The sequence below is a fragment of the Frankia sp. RB5 genome (genome assembly GCF_059816245.1).
Genome location: NZ_JCBATA010000034.1, coordinates 1 through 20,097, shown reverse-complemented (window position 1 = coordinate 20,097; position 20,097 = coordinate 1). Strand labels below are relative to the sequence as shown.

Here is a 20,097-nt window from a genome sequence, read left to right as displayed (position 1 = left end):
GGCCGCGGGCTGGCGGGTGCCCGCCAGGGTGCCGGCCCCGGCCCCGGGGCATTCCCCACCCCCGCCCGGCGTGTCGTCCTGACCTGGGCTTTTCCCATCATCGCCGGGAACGTCACCGGCCCGCCCGCGGCATCTTTGTCGCTCCGTTTCCGATATCCCGGATGTGCGCGCGCCGAGGACCGCGCCCGGGGCGTTCCAACAATCCACGCCGGCGCGGACAAGGGTCTCGATTTTCGTTACACGATCCCTGGTTGTCTTCTACAGTTCACCGCGGGTCCCGACGCCGCCGGCACGTCCGTGCGCCCTGGTGTGGCGCGCGCTCCGGCGTGTTGGCGCGACCGGACCGGCGGGAGCTGGCCCGAGGGACCGGATGGCGAGGTGACTGGCGATGCGACAGGAGCACGGCGAGGGATCCGGTGGTGGGCGGGCCGGCGCCGAGTTCGATCTGGCCGCGATGGAGATACTCGAGCCGCTGGCCGAGAAGTACGGCCTGTTCCTGGCGGAAAGGACGGGCTGGCACGTCCTGTTCCGCGGTGACCGGCGAATGCTCGACGTCGCGTGCGATCCGTGGACGTGCTGGGCGCTGGGCGCCCGCGTCGGGATGTGGTCGGAGGCCGATTCCGGGCCGCCGCAGGGCGCCGCGGCGGCTACTAACCCGCCGCGTGCGCTGAGCGTCCAGGACATTTTGCACTCGGTTTACGGAATGCGCGAGAATGCCTGGCCGTGGATCGCGGCGACGCCGCAGGAGCTGCGGACGATTCTGCTGACCCTCGCCGGTCTCGTCGACCGCTACTGTGGCCAGCTGCTCCTCGACGACGACGCGTTCGCCCGCGCCGAGCGCCTCATCAGCGACGCGACGGCGGAGCGCGAGGCGTTCCTGCGCCAGTTCGAGGACCGGTGACGATCGAGGATCGCTGACGTTCGGACCTCCCGGGTCGCAAGACCGGCCAGGGAGGTCCGAACGTCCCCCGGGTAGGCAACCTCTGGCGGTCGTGGGCTCGCCCCCGGCCGGCGAGCATGGCCAGTGAGCACTATCGATGCCTGTGTTCGACCCCGGGAGAGGCGATGACCGTCCAGTATGTGCGGGATGCGCTGCCCGGCGCAGGTGCCGGCGGCGGGACCGCCGGCACGCCCACCCCGACCGGCCCCGGGTTCGGCCCCGGCTTCGGCATCGGGTTCGGCGTCGAGGCCGTCGGGCCGCGCCTGGCCGCCCCGCCGCTCGCGGAGCTCGCCGCCGGCGAGACGACCGAGACCCACGGCGCCCTGCTGTACCTGCTCGGCGACCGGGCCTACAAGCGGCGCAAGCCCGTCGACCTGGGGCTGTTCACCGTCACCGACCGCCGCGCCCGGGAGGCGCTGTGCCTGGCCGAGGTGGCGCTCAACCGCCGCCTCGCCCCCGACGTCTACCTCGGCGTCGCCGACCTGCGCGACGACACCGGCGAGATCATCGACCATCTCGTCGTCATGCGCCGGATGCCCGCCAGCCGCCAGCTGTCCACCCTGGTGCGCCGCGGCCACCGGGTCGGCCCGACGCTGCGTGCCGTCGCCCGGGCGCTCGCGGTGTTCCACCAGCGCTGCGAGACGAGCGCGGCGATCGCGGCGGCGGGGGAGCGCGCGGCGCTGGCCGGGCTGTGGCGCGAGCGCCTCGCCGCGCTCGCCCCCTTCCGCGGCAGCCAGCTCGACGCCGCCGTCGTCGACGACATCGGCCGCCTCGCCCTGCGCTACCTGGCCGGCCGCGGTGAGCTGCTCGCCGAGCGCCGCCGCGCGGGCTGGATCCGCGACGGCCACGGCGACCTGCTCGCCGAGGACATCTTCTGCCTCGACGACGGTCCGCGGATCCTCGACTGCGTCGAGTTCGACCCGCGGGGACGCTCCGGCGACGTGCTCGGCGACGTCGCCTCCCTCGCGATGGACCTCGAACGTCTCGGCGCCGCCGAGGAGGCCGCCGACTTCCTGGAGGCGTACCGGGAGTTCAGCGGCGAGGTGCACCCCCGCTCGCTGCAGCACTTCTACGTCGCCTACCGGGCCTTCGACCAGGCGCGCGCGGCCTGCCTGCACGGCCAGGGCGATCCCGACGTCGCCGAGCGGGCCCGGCGGCTGCTCGCCGTCGCCCACCGCCACCTGCGGGCGGGCAGGGTCCGCCTCGTCGTCGTCGGCGGGCTGCCCGGCACCGGCAAGACGACGCTGGCCAGCCGGTTGGCCGAGGTCGGCGACGGCTGGGTGCTGCTGCGCAGCGACATCATCCGCCAGGAACTCGTCGGCCCGGACCTGCCCGACTCCGCCCCGCCCACCCCGGCGCCCGCGCCCCCGTCGAGCTCCACCCCCGCGGACCCGGCCGCGGGCCACCCCGGACCGCGGGCGCCGCAGGGAGCCGGGTACGGGGTCGGGCGCTACGCGCCGGCGATCACCGACGCGACCTACGCCGAGATGCTGCGCCGGGCCCGCGCGGCGCTGTGCCGCGGCGAACGGGTGGTCCTCGACGCCTCCTGGTCCAGCGCGCGCCACCGCCAGGCGGTCGCCGACCTCGCCGCGGACGTCTGCGCCGACCTCGTCGAACTGCACTGCGTCACCACCCCGGAGGTCGCCGCCGCGCGCATCGCCCGCCGCCTCGCCGCCGGCCCCGACCCCTCCGAGGCGACCGTGGCCATCCACCGGGCGATGGCGGCCCGCGCCGACCCGTGGCCGTCGGCGACGGTCGTGCGCACCGCGGTGTCCGTCGCCGAGGCCCTGCAGACCGTCCTCAACCGTCTGGACTGACCCCGCAGCCGGACTGACCCCGCAGCCGGGGCCGCGACGTCCGGACGACCGGTCCACGGCTGTCGCCAGGCGGGCGACGACGTCCCGGCTTCGCGCCGTCTCGTCAGCAAGATAATCAACGATGTTGACGGCGTGGCGCCGCCATGATCAACCCCGCTCCGGGTGCCGCTCTGGCCGGCGGCCGACCGGCAGGCTCACCGGCCGGCACGCGGGCGACGACGGACGCTACTTGTCGATGCGGGTGGCGTAGACGGCGGCCTGGGTGCGGCTGGACAGCTCCAGCTTCTCCAGGATCGCCGAGACGTAGTTCTTCACGGTCTTCTCCGACAGGTGGATCCGGCCCGCGATCTGCCGGTTCGTCAGGCCCTCGGCGATCAGGACGAGGATCTGCCGCTCCCGCTCGCCCAGGGTGGCGAGCTTGCGGTCCTCCGTCGGACCGTCCCGCAGCCGGGTCAGCACCCGCTGGGTCACCGCCGGATCAAGCAGCGACCGCCCCGAGGCGATCGTGCGGATCGCCCCGACCAGGTCGGTGCCCCGGATCTGCTTGAGCAGATACCCGGCGGCCCCCGCCATGATCGCGGCGAACAGGGCGTCGTCGTCGTCATACGACGTCAGGATCAGGCAGCCGATCTCGGGGTGCGCCGAGCGCAGGTCGCGGCAGACGTCGATGCCGTTGCCGTCCTCGAGCCGCGCGTCGAGCACGGCCACGTTCGGACGGGTGGCGGGGATGCGCCGCAGCGCCTCGGCGGCCGTGGACGCCTCGCCGACGACCTCCACATCGGCGGTCTCCGAGAGCATCTCGCGGATCCCCCGACGGACGATCTCGTGGTCATCCAGGAGGAAGACCCGTACGGTACTCACACGGTGACGATACCGCCCGCCACGCCCACCCCGGCCCACATCGACGGGTGACACCGGCGGCAGGGGCCCGTCCGTGCGGTGTGCGTGCCCACCCCGCGCCAGCCCCCGCATCCCCACCGCGATGGCCACGTCGCGCGGTGATCGCGCCACGGACCGCAGAAGTCCTCGCGGTGCGTAGTTGTGCCATCTCGCAGTGTTGGTCCTGTGGTCCCAGGGGGGAACGTCGGAAAGGAGAGGTCCGGTCGCGGGCCCGACGACGCACGCCGTCCACCGGCCGAAACGAGGTGATCATCACGGATGCGAAGGTGGGCGCGGCGGGTCCCGCGCAGCGCGCCGCCCCATCGGCCCGACCCCGCGCGTCCGACGTCCGGCCGTCCTGGCGCTGGTTCGCCGCGGCCGCGGCCAGCCTCGCCGCCACCGTGGCGCTGTTCGTCACGCTGCCGGGAACCTCGGGCATCCTGGCGGGCCGCGCGGTCACGGCCCTGATGCTGCTCGCCGTCGCCGTGGCCTGCGTGCGCACCGGGCACGGCCTGCCCGGCCGGCACCGGCGCTGGCGTCTGGCGCTCGCCACGCCCGCGCTGGTGATGGCCGTCACCGGCATCTACACCGTCGCCGTCCCGCCACCGGTGACGGTGTTCACCGGCCCGGTGCCGTTCAGCTACGGCCAGATCGCCTACGTCATCCCCACGGCGCTCGCCCTGCTCGTGCTGTTCCTCTATCCCGCGCACCCGCAGGGCCCCCACCACGTCCGCACGACACTCGGCGGCAACTGGTGGCTCACGACCCTGCTCGACGGCCTGCTCGTCGTCGGCTCGATCGGGGCTCTGGCCTGGGTTTTCGTCCTGCGCGACGTGATCGACGCGGCCGCCGGCGACGTCGAGCACCTCGTCGCCACCCTGACGATCTGCGCGGCGAACCTGGTCGTCGTGTGCGCCGTCCTGGTGCTGTGGATCTTCCGGCGGCCGACGCCGCCGGTCGGGTTCGCCCTGCTCGGCACCGGACTCACGCTCATCAGCGTGCAGTTCCTCGGGGTCACCGCCGCCGTCACCCGCGGGCACGCCTCCCCACCGTCGACCGAGCTCCTGTGGACCGTCGGCGCCTGGTGCCTGCTGCTCGCCTGCCTGACACCCGTGCGCCCCCGGCCCGGGCGCCCCGCCGACCCGTCCGAGACCATCGGAGCGGGCCGGCGGGACCTGACGCTGCGCTGGGCGTATGCCCTGCTGCCCCTGCTTCCGCTGATCGTCGCCGGGCTGGTCGGCGTCCTCGACGTCCTCGACGGTGCGGGGCCCGACGTCGTCGACGTCATCGGCCTGTTCGGCCTGTTCGTGCTCGGCCTGGGCCGGCAGATGCTGATCATCGCTGACAACATCGGCCTGCTGCGCCGGCTGCACGGCAGCGAGCGCCAGCTTCGCCACCAGGCCTTCCACGACCCCCTGACGGGCCTGGCGAACCGGACGCTGTTCGGCGAGCGCCTCACGGTCGCCCTCTCCGACCAGCTGCGCGACGGCGACCCGCTGGCCGTGCTCTACGTGGACCTCGACGACTTCAAGGGTGTCAACGACACCCTCGGCCACGAGGCGGGGGACCGGCTGCTGCAGGTGACCGCCCGCCGCCTGACCCACGCGGTGCGGTCGGGGGACACCGTCGCCCGCCTCGGCGGCGACGAGTTCGCGATCCTGCTCGCCCCCGGTGGGGACAACCCCGCCACCGTCGGCAGCCGCATCCTGACCGCCCTGCGCGCCCCGGTGCTGCTGTCCGGATCCCGCCAGCGGGTGGGCGCGAGCGTCGGGCTGGTGGTGGCGCAGGCGGTCGAGGAGCTGTCGGCGGAGCTGCTGCTGCACCGCGCCGACGCGGCGATGTACGCGGCCAAGGCCGCCGGTACCGGCAGCCTCACCATCTACGACCCGAGCATCGAACGCGCCACGCCCGCCGCCGGATCCCCCGCCGCCACGGCGAGCTCACCGCGGCTCGCCCTGACCCGCGCGCTGCGCGGCGAACCGGGCGACGGCGAGCTCGTCGTGCGCTACCAGCCCATCGTCGACCTGCCCGGCGGGCACCCCGTCGCCAGCCAGGCCGAGCTGTGGTGGTGCCAACCCGCCCACGGCGACATGCCGGCCGTCGCCCTGGTCCAGGCCAGCGAACGCGGCGGCCTGCTGCCCGCCCTCACCCTCGCGACCCTGCGCCGCGTCTGCGCCGACCTGCCCCGGCTGCGCGGCGGGGACACCCCGCCACCCGTGTACCTGCCCGTCCCGGCCACCGTGCCCCTGCCCGCCACCTTCGTCACCGCGATCGCCGGGGCACGCGCTGACGGCTCGCTGCGCACCGGCGACCTCGTCGTGGAACTCATCGGCGCCGAACCAGGCACCGACCCCGTCGACCTGCGCTGGCCGGGCCGGCTGCACGACCACGGCGTCGGCCTGTGCCTGTCCGGATTCGGATTCGCCGACGCCTATCTGGACCTGCTGCGCGTCCTGCCGGTCGAGACGGTGATCCTCACCGCGGAGATGACCGCCACGTGGATCGCACCCCACCTCACCGCACGCGACGTGACCGTCCGCGCCGGCCTCCTGGGCATGCTGCGCGCGCTGCGCGTCGACATCATCGCCGCCGACCTGCCCGGACCCGACGACGTCCGCCGGGCGGTCGCCCTCGGTATCACCCGCGCCCGCGGCCACAGCACCCCCCACCTCGGCACCCCCCACGCCGACGCGCCCCGCTCCGGGGCTCGGGCGCCCGGCGGGCGGGGGCCACCGGGCGGACCAGCGGCGGGGCCGCTCACAGGCGGTCGACGGCGATGATCCGCACGGCCGCGACCCCGGCCTCGTCCGAGGCGGCCAGATCGATCTCGGCGCTGATGCCCCAGTCATGGTCGCCGGCCGGATCGTCGAAGATCTGCCGCGCCGTCCACACCGGGCCGTCCTCGGTCAGCAGCAGCATCGCCGGTCCTCGCGCGTCCGGTCCGGTGCCGATCTCGTCATGCTCGCCGTAGTAGCCCTCCAGGGCCGTGCGCCAGGCGTCCGCGTCGAACACCGGACCCGCGGGCGCGCCCTCGCCGCCCGCCGCCGGTCCGTCGAGCTCGCCGAGCAGGTCATAGCGGCGCAGCGCGGCGAGCTCCACCCGGCGGAACAGCGCGTTGCGCACCAGCACCCGAAACGCCCGCAGGTTGCGCGTCACCGCCGGCGGACCGCCCGCCGCCGTCCCGACGGCGGCCGCGGCGGCCTCGTCACCCGCCGCCGGGTCGCGCAGCTGCTCCCACTCGTCGAGCAGGCTGGAGTCGGTCTGGCGGACCAGCTCGCCCAGCCATTCCGTCAGATCGGCGAGCTCCTCGGTGCGCGCGTCCTCGGGAACGGTGTGCCGCAGCGCCTTGTACGCGTCGGCCAGGTAGCGCAGCAGCAGCCCCTCCGAGCGGGCCAGCCCGTAGAACGACACGTACTCGGCGAACGTCATCGCCCGCTCGTAGAGCTCCCGCGCCACCGACTTCGGCGCCAGCTCGTAGTCACCGACCCACGGATGACCGCGGCGGTAGGTCTCGAACGCCGCCCCCAGCAGCTCGCCCAGCGGGCGTGGGTAGGTGACCTCGTCGAGCAGCTCCATGCGCCGGTCGTACTCGATCCCCTCGGCCTTCATCGCCGCCACCGCCTCCCCGCGGGCCTTCTGCAGCTGGGCGTGCAGCACCTGGCGCGGGTTGTCCAGCGTCGACTCCAGCACGCTGAGCACGTCGAGGGCGTACTGCGGCGCCGCCGGGTCCAGCAGTTCCAGCGCCGCCAGCGCGAACGGCGACAGCGGCTGGTTGAGCGCGAAGTCGAGCTGCAGATCCACCGTCACCCGCACGCTGCGGCCCAGCTCGTCGGGGGTGTCCAGGCGCTCCACCACCCCGGCCGCCAGCAGCGCCCGGTAGATCGCGATCGCACGGCGGATCAGCCGGCGCTGCGTCGCCGCGTCCGAGTGGTTGTCGGTGAGCAGGTGCCGCATCGACGCGAACGCGTCCCCGGGCCGGTTGATGACGTTGAGCAGCATCGCGTGCGACACCGTGAACTGGCTGGTCAGTGGCTCCGGTTCGGCGGCGATCAGCCGGTCGAACGTCGGCTCGCCGTAGCCGACCGTGCCCTCGGGGGGCTTCTTGCGCACCACCCGGCGCCGCTTCTTCGGATCATCCCCGGCCTTCGCCAGCGCCTTCATGTTCTCCACGACATGATCCGGTGCCTGCACCACCACGTTGCCGACCGTGTCATAGCCGGCCCGGCCCGCCCGGCCGGCGATCTGGTGGAACTCCCGCGCCGTGAGCAGCCGCACCTTCGACCCGTCGTACTTCGACAGCGAGGTGAACACCACCGTGCGGATCGGCACGTTGATGCCCACCCCGAGCGTGTCCGTCCCGCAGATCACCTTCAGCAGCCCCGCCTGCGCCAGCTGCTCCACCAGCCGGCGGTACTTCGGCAGCATCCCCGCGTGGTGCACCCCGATGCCGTGGCGTACCAGCCGGCTCAGCACCTTCCCGAACCCGGCGGTGAACCGGAACCCGCCGATCGCCGCCGCGATCGCGTCCTTCTCGCCACGCGAGGACACGTTCACGCTCATCAGCGCCTGCGCCCGCTCCAACGCCTGCGCCTGGGTGAAGTGCACCACGTACACGGGTGCCTGCCGGGTCTCGAGCAGCTCACCGATCGTCTCGTGCAACGGCGTCGTCACGAACCGGTAGAACAACGGCACCGGACGCTGCGCCGAGCGCACCACCGCCGTCGGCCGCCCGGTGCGCCGGGTCAGGTCCGCCTCGAACATCGACACGTCGCCGAGCGTCGCCGACATGAGGACGAACTGGGTGCGCGGCAGCTCCAGCAGCGGCACCTGCCACGCCCAGCCCCGATCCGGATCGGCGTAGTAGTGGAACTCGTCCATCACCACCTGGCCGACGTCGGCCGCCACCCCGTCACGCAACGCGATGTTCGCCAGCACCTCCGCCGTACAGCAGATGATCGGCGCCGTGTCGTTCACCGACGCGTCGCCCGTCATCATCCCGACCTTCGACGCACCGAACATCGCGCACAGCGCGAAGAACTTCTCGCTCACCAGCGCCTTGATCGGCGCCGTGTAGAACGTGCGCCGCCCGCCCGCCAGCGCCGCGAAGTGCGCGCCCGCCGCCACCAGGCTCTTGCCCGACCCGGTCGGCGTGGCCAGGATCACGTTCGAGCCGGTGACGATCTCGATGAGCGCCTCCGACTGGGCCGGATACAACTCCAGGCCCTGCTCGCCGACCCAGGCGGCGAACGCGTCGAAAAGGAAGTCCGGGTCAGGCTCGGGGGACGCCGGCGCGGGGGCGGGAAGGTGGTCGGTGAGAGTCATGGTTGTTCGATCGTGCCTGACCGCCGCCGGAAGCACCCGCCCGGGCGGCGGGGGAGGCGCGCAGGGTCCGCCCCGGCGGCCGTTCACCGTCGACCAGCCAGTACCCGCGATCCTCGCGCAGACCCACCCGCGGCGGCGGCTCGCACCGGCCGTTCACCCGATGTGCGTCAAAGCCGCTGGTCGTCCCCGCGAACGTCGCGTGGCAGGCCCGGCAGTGCGCGGCCGTCAACGCCGTCCACCGGACGTCACACCCACCGCAACTGATCAGCATGGGGCGCTCGTAGTCGATGTCCCGCCCCGCCATGATGAGTCCACCCCCCGCGCGCATTTCGGCTCCCCGTCGGGGATTGTCACCGCTCCAGGTTTCCAGCGCGGGTATTTCCGCTTTCCCGCGTCGCGTCCAGTGGGCGCGACGCGGCCGGTGCCGGGGGCGAGGACGGTCAGCCGGTCATGTCGCACGGGCCGTCCTCACGGCCGTCCTCCGTCCTGCCCGCAGTGCGCGCGCCATCCTCGCCGAGAACGCGGCGCGCCAGGTAGCGGCGCGGCGGCGGGATGCGCACGGGGCGCGCCCAGAACAGCTCCATCGTCGCGGGCACGGCGACGACCCCTCCCCAGCGCCGGCCCCCGACGCTCCAGACGGCCGCACCATCGCAGTCCGCAAGCGGCCCCCCACCGCCAGACGGGAATCACCGGCGTCATCACCATGTCATACGGCCCGCCTGGCGACAGCCGCGGGCCGTATTACGCCCGGCCGCCGGCGTGGTCCGCGTCGTCCGGTGGCTCGGGGCGGCCACAGGACGAGCGTCGGCTGGCCGTTGCCCCCGCCGACGGACGCGAACCTGCACGGCCGCGCCGACCGTTGGGAGGCGCGCCAGAAGCACCCGCATCCGCAGGACGTGGACCAGCCCGACCAGCCCGACCAGCCCGCCGATGATCGCCAACATGCCGAGGACGGTCAGCGTCCGGGGGAGCCGCACGCCCACACAGACTGTCGGACCCGGCGGCGAGAATCGCGTTATGACGTCGGTGCAGGGCCGTGCCCACCCGTACCCTGCCCACGATCCGCTCGCCCGGCTGTGGGCCGCGTTCGACGGCCCCCGTCGGATGCTCGCCCTCGTCGTGCCCGCGGGGCCGCCGCGCGGGTTCGCGCTTGCCTGGTCCCCGCGGCCCCCCGCGGAGAAGGTCCAGGAGCTGTGGATACGGACGGAGCCGGGGGAGACGGCGTGGCTGCTCGCCGAGATCGAACGGCGGGTCGCGCCACGCTGGGTGTGGTGGGCGGCGCGGCCCGCCGCCGAGATCCCGCTCGGTGCCGGCGTTCGCCTCGCCGCCTGCTGGGACCTCGGCGCCGTCCACCGCCTGCTGCACGGCGGCCGGCGTGGCGACCCCGGCGCGGTGTGGGCCGCCGCCACCGGCCGACCCGAGCCGCCCGCACCGTCCTCCCCGCACCGCTCCCGCGGCGTCCCAGGCCAGCTCGACCTGTGGGACACCGCGGCGAAGGACCTGCCCGGCGCCGGGCCGCCCGCGACCCCAGCCCCGGTGGACGGTGCCGCGCCGTCCGGCGCCGCACTGGACGCCGAGGGCCACCTCGACACCGGCTGGCTGGCCCGCGCCGCCACCCCCGACGAGGCGCTGCGTCGCGCCGGCACCCTTGCCGCCCTGGCGCTGCGCGTCCAGGCACACCAGGAGGCGGCACTGCGCGGCCTTGGCGACGCCCGCGCACTGCCTGGCCACACCCCGCTGCCCGTCCTGACCGCCCACGCCGAGTCGGCCGCCGAACTGCTCGCCCGCGAACTCGAACGCGACGGGCTGCCCGTCGCCCGCGCCGCCGCGCAGACCCTGCTCACCGGCCTGGTGGGCCCACCCCCACGCACCCCCGCCGACGAGTCGGCCGCCCGCGCCCGCCGCGACGCCCCCGTCCTTGCTCACCTGCCCCGCCCGGTCGACCTGCGCAACCCCACCGCCGTGCGGGCCGGGCTGCGCTCCGTCGGCATCGACGTCCCCGACACCCGCTCCGGGCGCCTCGAACCGCTGCGCGCCGCCCACCCCGTGGTCGGCGCACTGCTCGACTGGCGCCGTGCCGAACGCATCGCCACCACCTACGGCCACCGCTGGCTCGACACCCACGTCGGCGCCGACGGGCGCCTGCGCGGGCGCTGGCATGCCAGCGACGGCGGCGCCGGGCGGATGACCGCCCAGGCCGGCCTGCACAACCTGCCCGCGGACCTGCGCACCGTCGTCGTCGCCGAACCCGGCCGGGTGTTCGTCCGCGCCGACCTGGGCCAGATCGAACCCCGCGTGCTGGCCATCGTCTCCCGCGACCCCGCCCTGCGCGCCGCCACCCTCGCCGACGACATGTACGCCCCCGTCGCCGCCCAGCTCGGCCGTGACCGCCCCGAGGCCAAGGTCGCGATGCTCGCCGCCATGTACGGCCAGACCACCGGCACCGCCGGCGAGGCCCTGCGCCGCATGCGCCGCGCCTACCCCACCGCGCTGGCCTACCTCGACGACGCCGACACCGCCGGCCGCGCCGGCCGCGACCTGCGCACCTACGGCGGCCGCCGGCTGCGCCTGGCCGCCCTCGCCGGCCCACCCGCCGCGGCGCCGACCGCGCTCACCGACCCCGCGGCCCCCGACGACACCCCCTCGCCCTCGCCCGCCACTGCGGTCGTCCCGGAGCTGGCCCGCGGCCGCTTCGCGCGCAACGCGGTCATCCAGGGCCCCGCCGCCGAGCTGTTCAAGGCGTGGGCGGCCACCGTCCGCGCCGGACTGCCCGCCCTCGCCGGCGAGATCGTGCTCTGCCTGCACGACGAGCTGCTTCTGCACGTCCCCGCCGCGCACGCCGACGCCGCCCGCGTCCTGCTGCACCGGGCTCTCGCCGCCACCGCCGCCTACTGGGCCGCCGGCAGCGGCGTGCGCCTGGTCGCCGACGTCGCCGTCGTGCTGCGCTGGTCCGACACCCCCCACTGACCCGCGGCCGTTCCCGACCCCCCGCCCGAACGACCCGCCCGCCGGCACGCGGCGCTGCGCCCGCGCCACACCAAGATAATCAACGCCGTTGACGGAATCGCCGGGCGCCCCTCGTTTGTCTCAGAATATGAGAATACATTCTCGTATTCTGAGAATGCTGCTACTGTCGAGCTATGACACCGACCGGCACCTACACCCATGGGCACGCCGAGAGCGTGCTTCGGTCCCACCGCACCCGTACCGCGGAGAACTCCGCCGCCTACCTGCTCGGGCACCTGCGCCCCGGCCTGAGGCTGCTGGACATCGGCAGCGGCCCGGGCACCATCACCGCCGGCCTGGCCGAGCGGATCGCCCCCGGCCAGCTCACCGCCCTCGAGACGGCCGAGGCGGTGCTGGCCACCACCCGGGCGGAGATCGAGCGCCGCGGGGCGCACACGGCGCGCTACCTCGTCGGCGACGTCCACCACCTGGACCTGGCGTCGGACTCCTTCGACGTCGTGCACGCCCATCAGGTACTGCAGCATCTGAGCGACCCGGTGGCGGCACTGCGCGAGATGATGCGCGTCTGCCGTCCCGGCGGGGTCGTCGCCGTCCGCGACGGCGACTACAGCGGCTTCGCCTGGTACCCACGGCTGCCCGGGCTCGACCGCTGGCACACGCTGTACCAGGCGGCCGCCCGGGCCAACGGCGGCGAACCGGACGCGGGCCGCCACCTGCTCGCCTGGGCACACTCCGCCGGCGCTCCCACGGTCACCGTCACCTCGTCGACCTGGTGCTACGCCGACCCCGAGTCGCGGGGGGAGTGGGGCGGCATGTGGGCCGAGCGGATCTCCGGCTCGGCCATCACCGACCAGCTCCTCGACAGCGGCCTGGCCACCCGCGCCGACCTCGACGAGATCGCCGACGCCTGGCGGGAGTGGGCCGCGCACCCCGACGGCTGGATCAGCATCCTGCACGGCGAACTGCTCATCCACCTGCCCGCGGCGCCGTGACGCCCACCGCCCGCCACGGGCGCCGAACCCCCGGCGTCTCGGGGGTCGAGACTGGCAGAGTCGTGTGTTCGACTGACCTGTATTCCCGCGAGCAACCCTGTCGATCGTGACCGAGAGTGGGCGTTGGACTCCATGATCCTCGGTTGGCTTCGGCCCTTGAGGAACACGCGCGCCTCACTACCGTGACCCCCATGATCGAGTCCGAGATGGAGATCAACGAAGATCTGGTCCGTGACTTGCTGCGGGAGCAGCATCCGGACCTGGCCGAGCTGCCCATCCGTGAGGTGGTGGGCGGCTGGGGAAACCAGATGTGGCGCCTCGGGGACGACCTGGCCGTGCGGATGCAGCGGATGGACAAAAGCCCCGATCTACAACTCAAGGAACGCCGCTGGCTGCCGCAGCTGGCCTCACGTCTGCCGCTTCCGATCCCGACTCCGGTGCGCAGCGGGACACCGTCCGAGCGATTCCCGAAGATCTGGACGGTCATGACATGGGTGGAAGGCACGCCCCTGGACCAGGGTTCGATCACCCGCGGCGACCACGCGGCCGACATACTGGCGGCCTTTCTCGCCGCGCTGCATGTGGAGGCGCCCGCCGAGGCGCCGGACGCCGTGGACGTCGGCGCTCACCCCAAGCAGTGCACAGGGGGGTTCGAGCACTTCCTGCGGTCCGTGGACCTCGGCGGCTTCACCGAGGACGACATCCGGGCTGTGTGGGACGACGCGGTGGCGGCCTCCGAGTGGCAGGGCCCACGGGTGTGGGTGCACGGTGACCTGCATCCCGCGAACGTCGTCATCGCGGATGGCACGCTGGCGGGCATCGTCGACTTCGGTGCGGTCGTCGCCGGCGATCCGGCGTGGGATCTTGCGGCCGCCTGGCTGCTGCTCCCCGCGGGAGGCGCCTCGCGGTTCTTCGGCAGCTACGCGCAGGCGGACGAGGCGACGGTGCGACGGGCGCGCGGGCTGGCCGCGATGAAGAGTCTGTTCTTGATGCTGATGGGCCAGAACGGGGACCGTGGCCTGTCCGGCGGCAAGCCGCACTGGGGGCCCGCAGGCCGGTCGGCACTCGATCGTGTCCTGAAGGGCCTTTGACACCAGCGTAGATCGGTGATCTAGCTCTTCGGTGATCGATCTGCTGGTTGGCGGACCATCGGATGCCACGGTGTGATGATCGTGGTGTGCTTGTTCGTCCGGCTGGCGTCGGTGATGTTGAGCGGGTCGCCGAGGTGCATGTGCTGTCCTGGCAGGTTGGCTATCGGGGGCTGTTGGCACAGTCGCTGCTCGACGGGCTGCGTCCGGCGCAGCGGGTGCCGCGGTGGACGGCGGCCGTGCGGCAGGCGGCGTGGCCGGCCCGGGGTGTTCTGGTCGCCGACGACGCCGGTGAGGTGGTCGGCTTCGCGTCCCTGTATCCCACCGAGGACCTCGACCAGGATCCCACCAGGGTGGGCGAGGTCGCCTCGTTCTACGTGCTCCCGGCCGTGTGGGGGCGGGGTGTTGGAGGTCAGCTGATGGCGGCGGCGGTGCGCACGTTCGGCGTGGCCGGCTTCGCGTCAGCGACGTTGTGGGTCCTGGAGAGCAACGCCCGCGCGAGCCGTTTCTACTCTCGGCTGGGCTGGGAACCGGATGGTCGCACCAGGGACGAACGCGTGGGCGGGTTCATGGTGCGTGATGTGCGGTACCGGCGGACGCTCGGCTGATCTGCGCGTCGATGAGGGCGGCGTTCGCCGCCGTGTGGGTCTCGGCCTTCTGGTCCACGTGCGAGCGCCGCCCGCGGGTGAGCACCTCGTCGAGGTCTCCACGTCCTCGCCGCCAACACCGGCGAGGATCACCCCTCTCTCCCATCAAGATAATCAACGCTGTTGACGACGTCTTACCGCACAAGATCAAAAAAGACCAAACACCGAGCACCCGGGGGAGCGGGCGCAGCTTGATCATCTTAGGTCTGGCTGGTGGGCCGGCTCGCGCGGTTCCACACCGCCGCGCGCAATGCCCGCGGCCGAATGTCGACGGGCCCGGCACATCCGCGCCGGGCCGGAGGCGTGATGGCGGTAGTCCACGTCGTTGACGACACCAACTATCATGATCACTAAATGAAGATCACAAACCTGCACCCGGGCACCGACCCGCCTTCTGGATCACGGTCGACGACGATCTCGCGAGCATGACCGGCCGGATCTGATGTGGACATCGGATCCGGCCGCCTCCGACCCGGCTTACTTTACATAATGTGCATTATCGGCGCGGTGGGAGAGTGGGGTTGAGCGCGTCGATGTGTCGTGGTTCGTCGGAGTCGACGCTGGTCACGGCCTGGGAGGTCGACCTCGCCCGGATGGGCGCGGGGATCACAACTGCGTGCCCGGCCCGGGTGCTCGAGGGGGTGATGCGGCGAGGGGTTGGTGGGTGGCGGGGCTGGTGCAGCCGTGTTCCCAGGGCAGGCGGCCGGTGGGGTCGCTCCAGATGACCTGGTAGGCGGGGACGGGTGGGCCGTCGGGGTGCTGGTAGGTGCTGTTGGCGTCGAGGAGGAGCTCGTCGCTGGCGTGGGGCGGGAGGGTGAGCAGGTAGTGGCGTTGGGGTGGTGTGTGCGCGGGGAGGGGGGTGTGGGGTGGTGGTGGGTCGCCGGCGCGGATGCGGTCGCCGAGGTGGTTGAGCAGGGTGGCGGCGTGGGTGGGCGGCAGGCCGGCGATCATGAGTTCGGGGTGGTGGAGGGCGGTGAGGCCGATGGTGTAGGCGTAGTCGGGTTCGTCATGGGTGGGTTCGGCGAGGACGGCGCGGATGGCCCAGCCGCGTCGCGCGATGGTGCGGCGGATCCAGGCGTTGTCCTGGTCGGTCCAGGTCTGGAGGTCCATCGGGGCTTCTCCCGGGCGTGGTGGTGGGTTGCCCGGGAGAGGCTATGGGTGGGCACCGACAGTTTTGGGGTGCCGCTTCGGGTCGGTCCGCTCCCCCATGGCAGCTGGTTGGGCGCGGCGGGCCAGCCGGTGTGGGCTACCGGCGCCGCGCCTGTCCTACGGCGGCCCGGTAGCTTCCACGCGGGGCGGTCAGGGGGTGGTGTCGAGGTCGAGGGCGAGGCTGTTCATGCAGTAGCGCTGGCCGGTGGGGGCGGGTCCGTCGTCGAAGACGTGGCCGAGGTGGCTGCCGCAGCGGGCGCAGCGGACTTCGGTGCGGGTCGTGCCGTGGGAGGTGTCCTCGACGAGTTCGACGGCGTCGGTGTCGGTGGGCTGGTAGAAGCTGGGCCAGCCGGAGCCGGAGTCGTACTTGGTGTCGGAGGTGAACAGGGGGGCGCGGCAGGCGCCGCAGCGGTAGAGGCCGGTTTCCTTGTTGTAGGTGTAGGCGCCGGTGAAGGGGCGTTCGGTGGCGGCCTGGCGCAGGATGGCGTATCGGTCGGGGGTGAGCTCGGCGCGCCACTGCTCGTCGGTCTTGGTGACCTTGCCGGGGGTGAGCTCGGCGCGCCACTGCTCGTCGGTCTTGGTGACCTTGCCGGGGGTGTGGTCGGCGTGGGTCATGGCGTGGTGTCCTTTCGGTGGGGTGTCGCCGCGGGTGTTTCCCGGTGGCGTGGCCCGGTGTCAGGTGTTGCGGTGGTGTGACCGGCGGGCTGTGGCTTGTCGGGTGGTGGGGGTTCGGGTGGGTCACTCCCCCGCGGTGTCGCGGGGGCGGGTGAGTAGGGGTGTGGCGGCGGCCGCGCCACCGAGGGCGGCGGTGGCCATGGCGGTGCCGAGGGCGGGTGGGAGGTGGCCGCGGGCGGTGGAGGTCGCGAAGACGGAAACGTCGGCGGCGTCGGCGAGCATTCCGGCCCAGAGCCAGGTGTGGGTGTCGCGGCCGGTGGCCTGGGCGGTGAGCAGGCCGGCGCCGAGGGCGAGGTCGCGGATGCCGGCGAGGCGGGCGACCCAGGCGAGGTGGGTGGCGGTGACGCGGTCGGCGCCGGTGAGGCGCAGCGTGTCGACGGCGCGGGTGAGGATGAGGACGCCGACGGCGCAGCGGGTGAGGCCGAGGGTGGTGGTGTGCAGGGTGCGGCGGCTGCGGGTGGGGCGCGGGCGCGCTGTGTTCATGATTGTGTTAGGGGTCCTTCCGGGGCGGGAACGTCTCGGCTGGCCAGAACGTTGTCGAGGGGTAGTTGCACACGACTCGACGCTCGGAGGAGTTATATGGGCGAGCGCATCCTGCGGGGAAGCCGTCTCGGTGCGGTGTCCTACGAGACTGACCGCAGTACCGAGCTTGCCCCACGGCAGTCGGCGTCCTACGACTGCCCCAACGGGCACCAGTTCACGATGCCCTTCGCCGCGGAGGCGGAGGTGCCGTCGGTGTGGGAGTGCCGGGTGTGTGGTGGGGCGTCGGTGATCGTGGATGGTGAGCGGCCGGAGCCGAAGAAGGCGAAGCCGCCGCGGACGCACTGGGACATGCTGATGGAGCGCCGGACCACCGATGATCTGGAGGAGGTTCTGGCGGAGCGGCTGGCGGTGCTGCGGGGCACTGGTGAGGGGCGTCGTAGCGCCTGAGGGTCGGTAGCGTCTGAGGTGTATCGCGGCCGGGTGGCCGCGGGCGGTGAGGGTCGGGCACGGGTGGTTGTGCGTGCCCGACCCTTTGGCGTGCCCGCGGGTGGGGTGTCGCCGGGCGGGTGTCAGCGGCCGTTGCCGGTGGTGAGGGTGCTGGGCTGGTCGGCGCTGGGGGCGGGTTGGCTGGTGGTGGCGCCGTTTGTGGTGGCGCTCGCGTTGGTGCTGGTGGGGCGGGGGGTGGGGGTGCGGCGGCGGTGGGTGGCGGCCCACAGGGCGACGCGCCAGAAGGCTTCGGCGACGATGGCGTTGCTCATCTTGGAGGTGCCGCGTTCGCGTTCGACGAAGGTGATGGGTACTTCGGTGACGCGGAAGCCGGAGCGCCAGGCCTGCCAGGCGAGGTCGACCTGGAAGCAGTAGCCCTGGGAGGCGATGCGGGCCAGGTCGCGGTCGCGCAGGACGTCGGCGCGGTAGGCGCGGTAGCCGGCGGTGGCGTCGCGCAGCGGTATGCCGAGGGCGGCGCGGACGTAGAGGTTGGCGCCGCGGGAGAGCAGCAGGCGGCGCCGGGGCCAGTTGCGGACCTCTCCCCCGGGTACCCAGCGGGCGCCGATGGCGAGGTCGGCGTGGTCGAGGGCGGCGAGCAGGCGGGGTAGCTGTTCGGGCTGGTGGGAGCCGTCGGCGTCCATTTCGACGATGACGTCGTAGCCGTGGTTGAGGGCCCAGGTGAAGCCGGCGACGTAGGCGGTGCCGAGTCCGTTCTTGCCGGTGCGGTGCAGGACGTGGATCTGCTTGTCGTGTTCGGCGAGGTCGTCGGCGATCTTCCCGGTGCCGTCGGGGCTCGCGTCGTCGATGACGAGCAGGTCGACCGTCGGGTTCGCCGCGCGCAGGCGGCGGGCGGTGTCCGGGAGGTTGTCCCGCTCGTTGTAGGTGGGGACGCAGACGACGACGCGGTGGAGATCCACGCGGTTCCTTTCCTGATCGGGGCCCTGGTCCGTCTGTCCGGCCCGGTGGGCGGCACGGGTCGTGTCGTCGGTGCGGGTTCGGCGGCGGATCACTCCCGCCATCATGGCGGCTAGGCCGAGTGCGATCAGCACCGCCTCGGGGAGGTCGCCGGCGCGGTCGGCGAGGGTGCGGCTGGTGCGCAGGGGAAGGGTGGCGGTGAGGATGCCGGGTTCGTAGAGGCCGGTGGTGGCGAGCATGGTGCCGTCGGGGGCGATGAGGGCGCTCTGGCCGCTGGTGGAGACCTGGATGGTGGCGCGGCCGTGTTCGACGGCGCGCAGGCGGCTCATGGCGAGTTGTTGCTGGCTTTCGCCCTTGCGGCCGAAGGAGGCGTTGTTGGTCTGGATGACGAGGAGTTCGGCGCCGTGGTCGACGGTGTCGCGGACGAGGCTGTCGTAGGCGACTTCGAAGCAGATGACGTCGCCGATGGTGGTGCCGGCGGTGTGCAGGGCGCCGACGGTGGTGCCGTGGACGAAGTCGCTGGGCATGTCCTCGGCGAAGCGGCTGATGAGTGTGGTGAGCAGGGCGCGGCCGGGGAGGTATTCGGCGAAGGGGACGGGGTGGCGTTTGACGTACATCTGGCCGGTGAAGCCGTCGGCGGTCCAGATCATGCCGGCGTTGCGGACGTGGCCGGGGCCGGGTCCGTCGAGGACGGCGCCGACGAGCAGGGGTGCGCCGGCGGTGCGGGCGGCGTCGCGCAGGGCGGTGGCGACGGTGGGGTCGGTGAGGGGGTCGAGGTCGGAGGAGTTCTCCGGCCACAGGACGAGGTCGGGGGCCCGGCGGCGGCCGGCGTGGACGTCGGCGGCGAGGCGGCGGGTCTGGGTGAGGTGGTTGGTGGTGACCTGGAAGGCGCGTCCGAGGGCGTGGATGCCGCCGTCGGCGGGGACGTTGCCCTGGATGGCGGCGATGGTGCGGGTGCCGTGTTCGGCGCCGGTGGGCAGGGGGACGAGCAGGCCGGTCAGGGTGAGGGCGGTGGCGCTGAGCAGGGGTGTGGCGATGCGGCGGGTCTGGGTGGCGCGGCGTGGTGGGCGGGCGGTGGTGTCGGTGTCTGTCGTGGTGTCGGGGCGGGTGCGGCGGGTGGCGGTGAGGGTGCGCGCGGCGCTGGTGGTGTGCAGGGCGGCCAGGGCGAGCAGGGCGCCGAGGATGGCGACGACGGCGGTGAGGGTGGGGGCGCCGGCGACGGCGACGAGGGGTGTGAGGGGGCTGTGGGACTGGGTGAAGGCGAGGCGTCCCCAGGGGAAGCCGCCGAAGGGTGCGCGGTCGCGGAGTGCTTCCTGGGCGGTCCAGACGCAGCCGGTCCACAGCCAGGGTGCGGGCAGGCGCCAGGCGAGGGTGGTGGCGGGGGCGACGAGGGCGAGGATGGCGGCTTCGGCGAGGGCGAGGACGATCCAGGCGTCGGCGCCGACGAAGGAGACGAAGCGCAGCAGGGGGAGGAAGAACGCGAGGCCGAACAGGAGGCCGAGGGCGTAGGAGGCGCGGGGGCGCCGGCCGCGGACGGTGAGGGTGAGCAGGGTGATGGCGAGCGGTGCGAGGGGCCAGGCGCCGACGGGTGGGGTGGCGAGGTAGAGCAGTGCGCCGGCGGCGAGGGCGGTCAGGGCGGGTGGGGTGCGTCGGCGCAGGGTGGCGCGGCGTCGTGTGCGGCGGGTGGCCCGCTCCCCCGCCGTTGCGATGTCGGTCGTGTCGTCGGTGGAGATCGGA

At 73.4% G+C, this 20,097-nt stretch carries 16 protein-coding genes; 8 read left to right on the top strand and 8 right to left on the bottom strand.

Features of this window, described 5'->3' with window-relative positions; genetic code table 11:
• The first annotated feature begins 388 nt into the window (after positions 1-388).
• Together AC6EXY_RS18625 and AC6EXY_RS18620 are read left to right on the top strand one after the other, a co-directional pair.
• Positions 389-901 (top strand): hypothetical protein, encoded by a 513-nt coding sequence (locus tag AC6EXY_RS18625; RefSeq protein ID WP_101832169.1) that lies wholly within the window; start codon positions 389-391, stop codon positions 899-901.
• A 164-nt stretch (positions 902-1,065) separates the two neighbouring features.
• Positions 1,066-2,757, top strand: a complete 1,692-nt coding sequence (locus tag AC6EXY_RS18620; protein WP_499817384.1) for a bifunctional aminoglycoside phosphotransferase/ATP-binding protein — start codon at positions 1,066-1,068, stop codon at positions 2,755-2,757.
• A 225-nt stretch (positions 2,758-2,982) separates the two neighbouring features.
• On the opposite strand, the gene AC6EXY_RS18615 is transcribed toward AC6EXY_RS18620, so the two are convergent.
• Positions 2,983-3,618: a response regulator gene (locus AC6EXY_RS18615; RefSeq protein ID WP_101832101.1), complete on the bottom strand. Its 636-nt coding sequence runs from the start codon at positions 3,616-3,618 to the stop codon at positions 2,983-2,985.
• Between the two features lie 284 nt (positions 3,619-3,902).
• Here AC6EXY_RS18615 and AC6EXY_RS18610 point away from each other — a divergent pair, with 284 nt between their 5' ends.
• On the top strand, positions 3,903-6,416 hold the full coding sequence (locus tag AC6EXY_RS18610) for a diguanylate cyclase domain-containing protein (protein WP_101832102.1): 2,514 nt from the start codon (positions 3,903-3,905) through the stop codon (positions 6,414-6,416).
• Here the strand turns inward: AC6EXY_RS18610 and AC6EXY_RS18605 are convergent.
• From AC6EXY_RS18605 to AC6EXY_RS18595, 3 genes are all read right to left on the bottom strand, one after another.
• Positions 6,394-8,958, bottom strand: a complete 2,565-nt coding sequence (locus AC6EXY_RS18605; RefSeq protein WP_101832103.1) for a DEAD/DEAH box helicase — start codon at positions 8,956-8,958, stop codon at positions 6,394-6,396. The two genes, AC6EXY_RS18610 and AC6EXY_RS18605, sit on opposite strands and share 23 nt — an antisense overlap.
• On the bottom strand, positions 8,906-9,229 hold the full coding sequence (locus AC6EXY_RS18600) for an FDXHR family putative zinc-binding protein (protein ID WP_499842380.1): 324 nt from the start codon (positions 9,227-9,229) through the stop codon (positions 8,906-8,908). The genes AC6EXY_RS18605 and AC6EXY_RS18600 overlap by 53 nt, the downstream gene beginning before the upstream one ends.
• Before the next feature lie 169 nt (positions 9,230-9,398).
• Positions 9,399-9,554: a hypothetical protein gene (locus tag AC6EXY_RS18595; RefSeq protein ID WP_499817385.1), complete on the bottom strand. Its 156-nt coding sequence runs from the start codon at positions 9,552-9,554 to the stop codon at positions 9,399-9,401.
• A gap of 421 nt (positions 9,555-9,975) precedes the next feature.
• Between AC6EXY_RS18595 and AC6EXY_RS18590 the strand changes: the two genes are divergently transcribed.
• The 4 genes from AC6EXY_RS18590 to AC6EXY_RS18575 all read left to right on the top strand — a co-directional run bounded on the left by AC6EXY_RS18590 (position 9,976) and on the right by AC6EXY_RS18575 (position 14,613).
• On the top strand, positions 9,976-11,925 hold the full coding sequence (locus AC6EXY_RS18590) for a DNA polymerase (protein ID WP_499817386.1): 1,950 nt from the start codon (positions 9,976-9,978) through the stop codon (positions 11,923-11,925).
• A 173-nt stretch (positions 11,926-12,098) separates the two neighbouring features.
• Entirely contained in the window at positions 12,099-12,917 is an 819-nt protein-coding gene (locus AC6EXY_RS18585; protein ID WP_499817387.1) for a class I SAM-dependent methyltransferase, read from the top strand.
• Positions 12,918-13,108: 191 nt separating this feature from the next.
• The gene (locus tag AC6EXY_RS18580; protein ID WP_101833098.1) at positions 13,109-14,008 is read left to right on the top strand and encodes a phosphotransferase; all 900 of its coding nucleotides are present in this window, start codon (positions 13,109-13,111) and stop codon (positions 14,006-14,008) included.
• A gap of 86 nt (positions 14,009-14,094) precedes the next feature.
• Positions 14,095-14,613 (top strand): GNAT family N-acetyltransferase, encoded by a 519-nt coding sequence (locus AC6EXY_RS18575; protein WP_499817388.1) that lies wholly within the window; start codon positions 14,095-14,097, stop codon positions 14,611-14,613.
• 645 nt (positions 14,614-15,258) lie between these two features.
• Here AC6EXY_RS18575 and AC6EXY_RS18570 read toward each other — a convergent pair.
• The 3 genes from AC6EXY_RS18570 to AC6EXY_RS18560 form a co-directional block, all read right to left on the bottom strand.
• A complete protein-coding gene (locus AC6EXY_RS18570; protein WP_499817389.1) occupies positions 15,259-15,762 on the bottom strand; it encodes a DUF4262 domain-containing protein in 504 nt (167 codons plus the stop codon).
• Positions 15,763-15,951: 189 nt separating this feature from the next.
• A complete protein-coding gene (gene msrB / locus AC6EXY_RS18565) occupies positions 15,952-16,416 on the bottom strand; it encodes a peptide-methionine (R)-S-oxide reductase MsrB (protein WP_499817390.1) in 465 nt (154 codons plus the stop codon).
• 123 nt (positions 16,417-16,539) lie between these two features.
• Positions 16,540-16,959, bottom strand: coding sequence for a hypothetical protein (locus AC6EXY_RS18560; protein ID WP_101833637.1), 420 nt, complete (start codon positions 16,957-16,959; stop codon positions 16,540-16,542).
• 96 nt (positions 16,960-17,055) lie between these two features.
• Between AC6EXY_RS18560 and AC6EXY_RS18555 the strand changes: the two genes are divergently transcribed.
• On the top strand, positions 17,056-17,406 hold the full coding sequence (locus tag AC6EXY_RS18555; protein ID WP_101833638.1) for an RNA polymerase-binding protein RbpA: 351 nt from the start codon (positions 17,056-17,058) through the stop codon (positions 17,404-17,406).
• A 122-nt stretch (positions 17,407-17,528) separates the two neighbouring features.
• Here the strand turns inward: AC6EXY_RS18555 and lnt are convergent.
• Positions 17,529-20,097, bottom strand: a 2,569-nt coding sequence (gene lnt, locus AC6EXY_RS18550; protein WP_499842375.1) for an apolipoprotein N-acyltransferase, incomplete at its 5' end; no start/stop codon positions are given.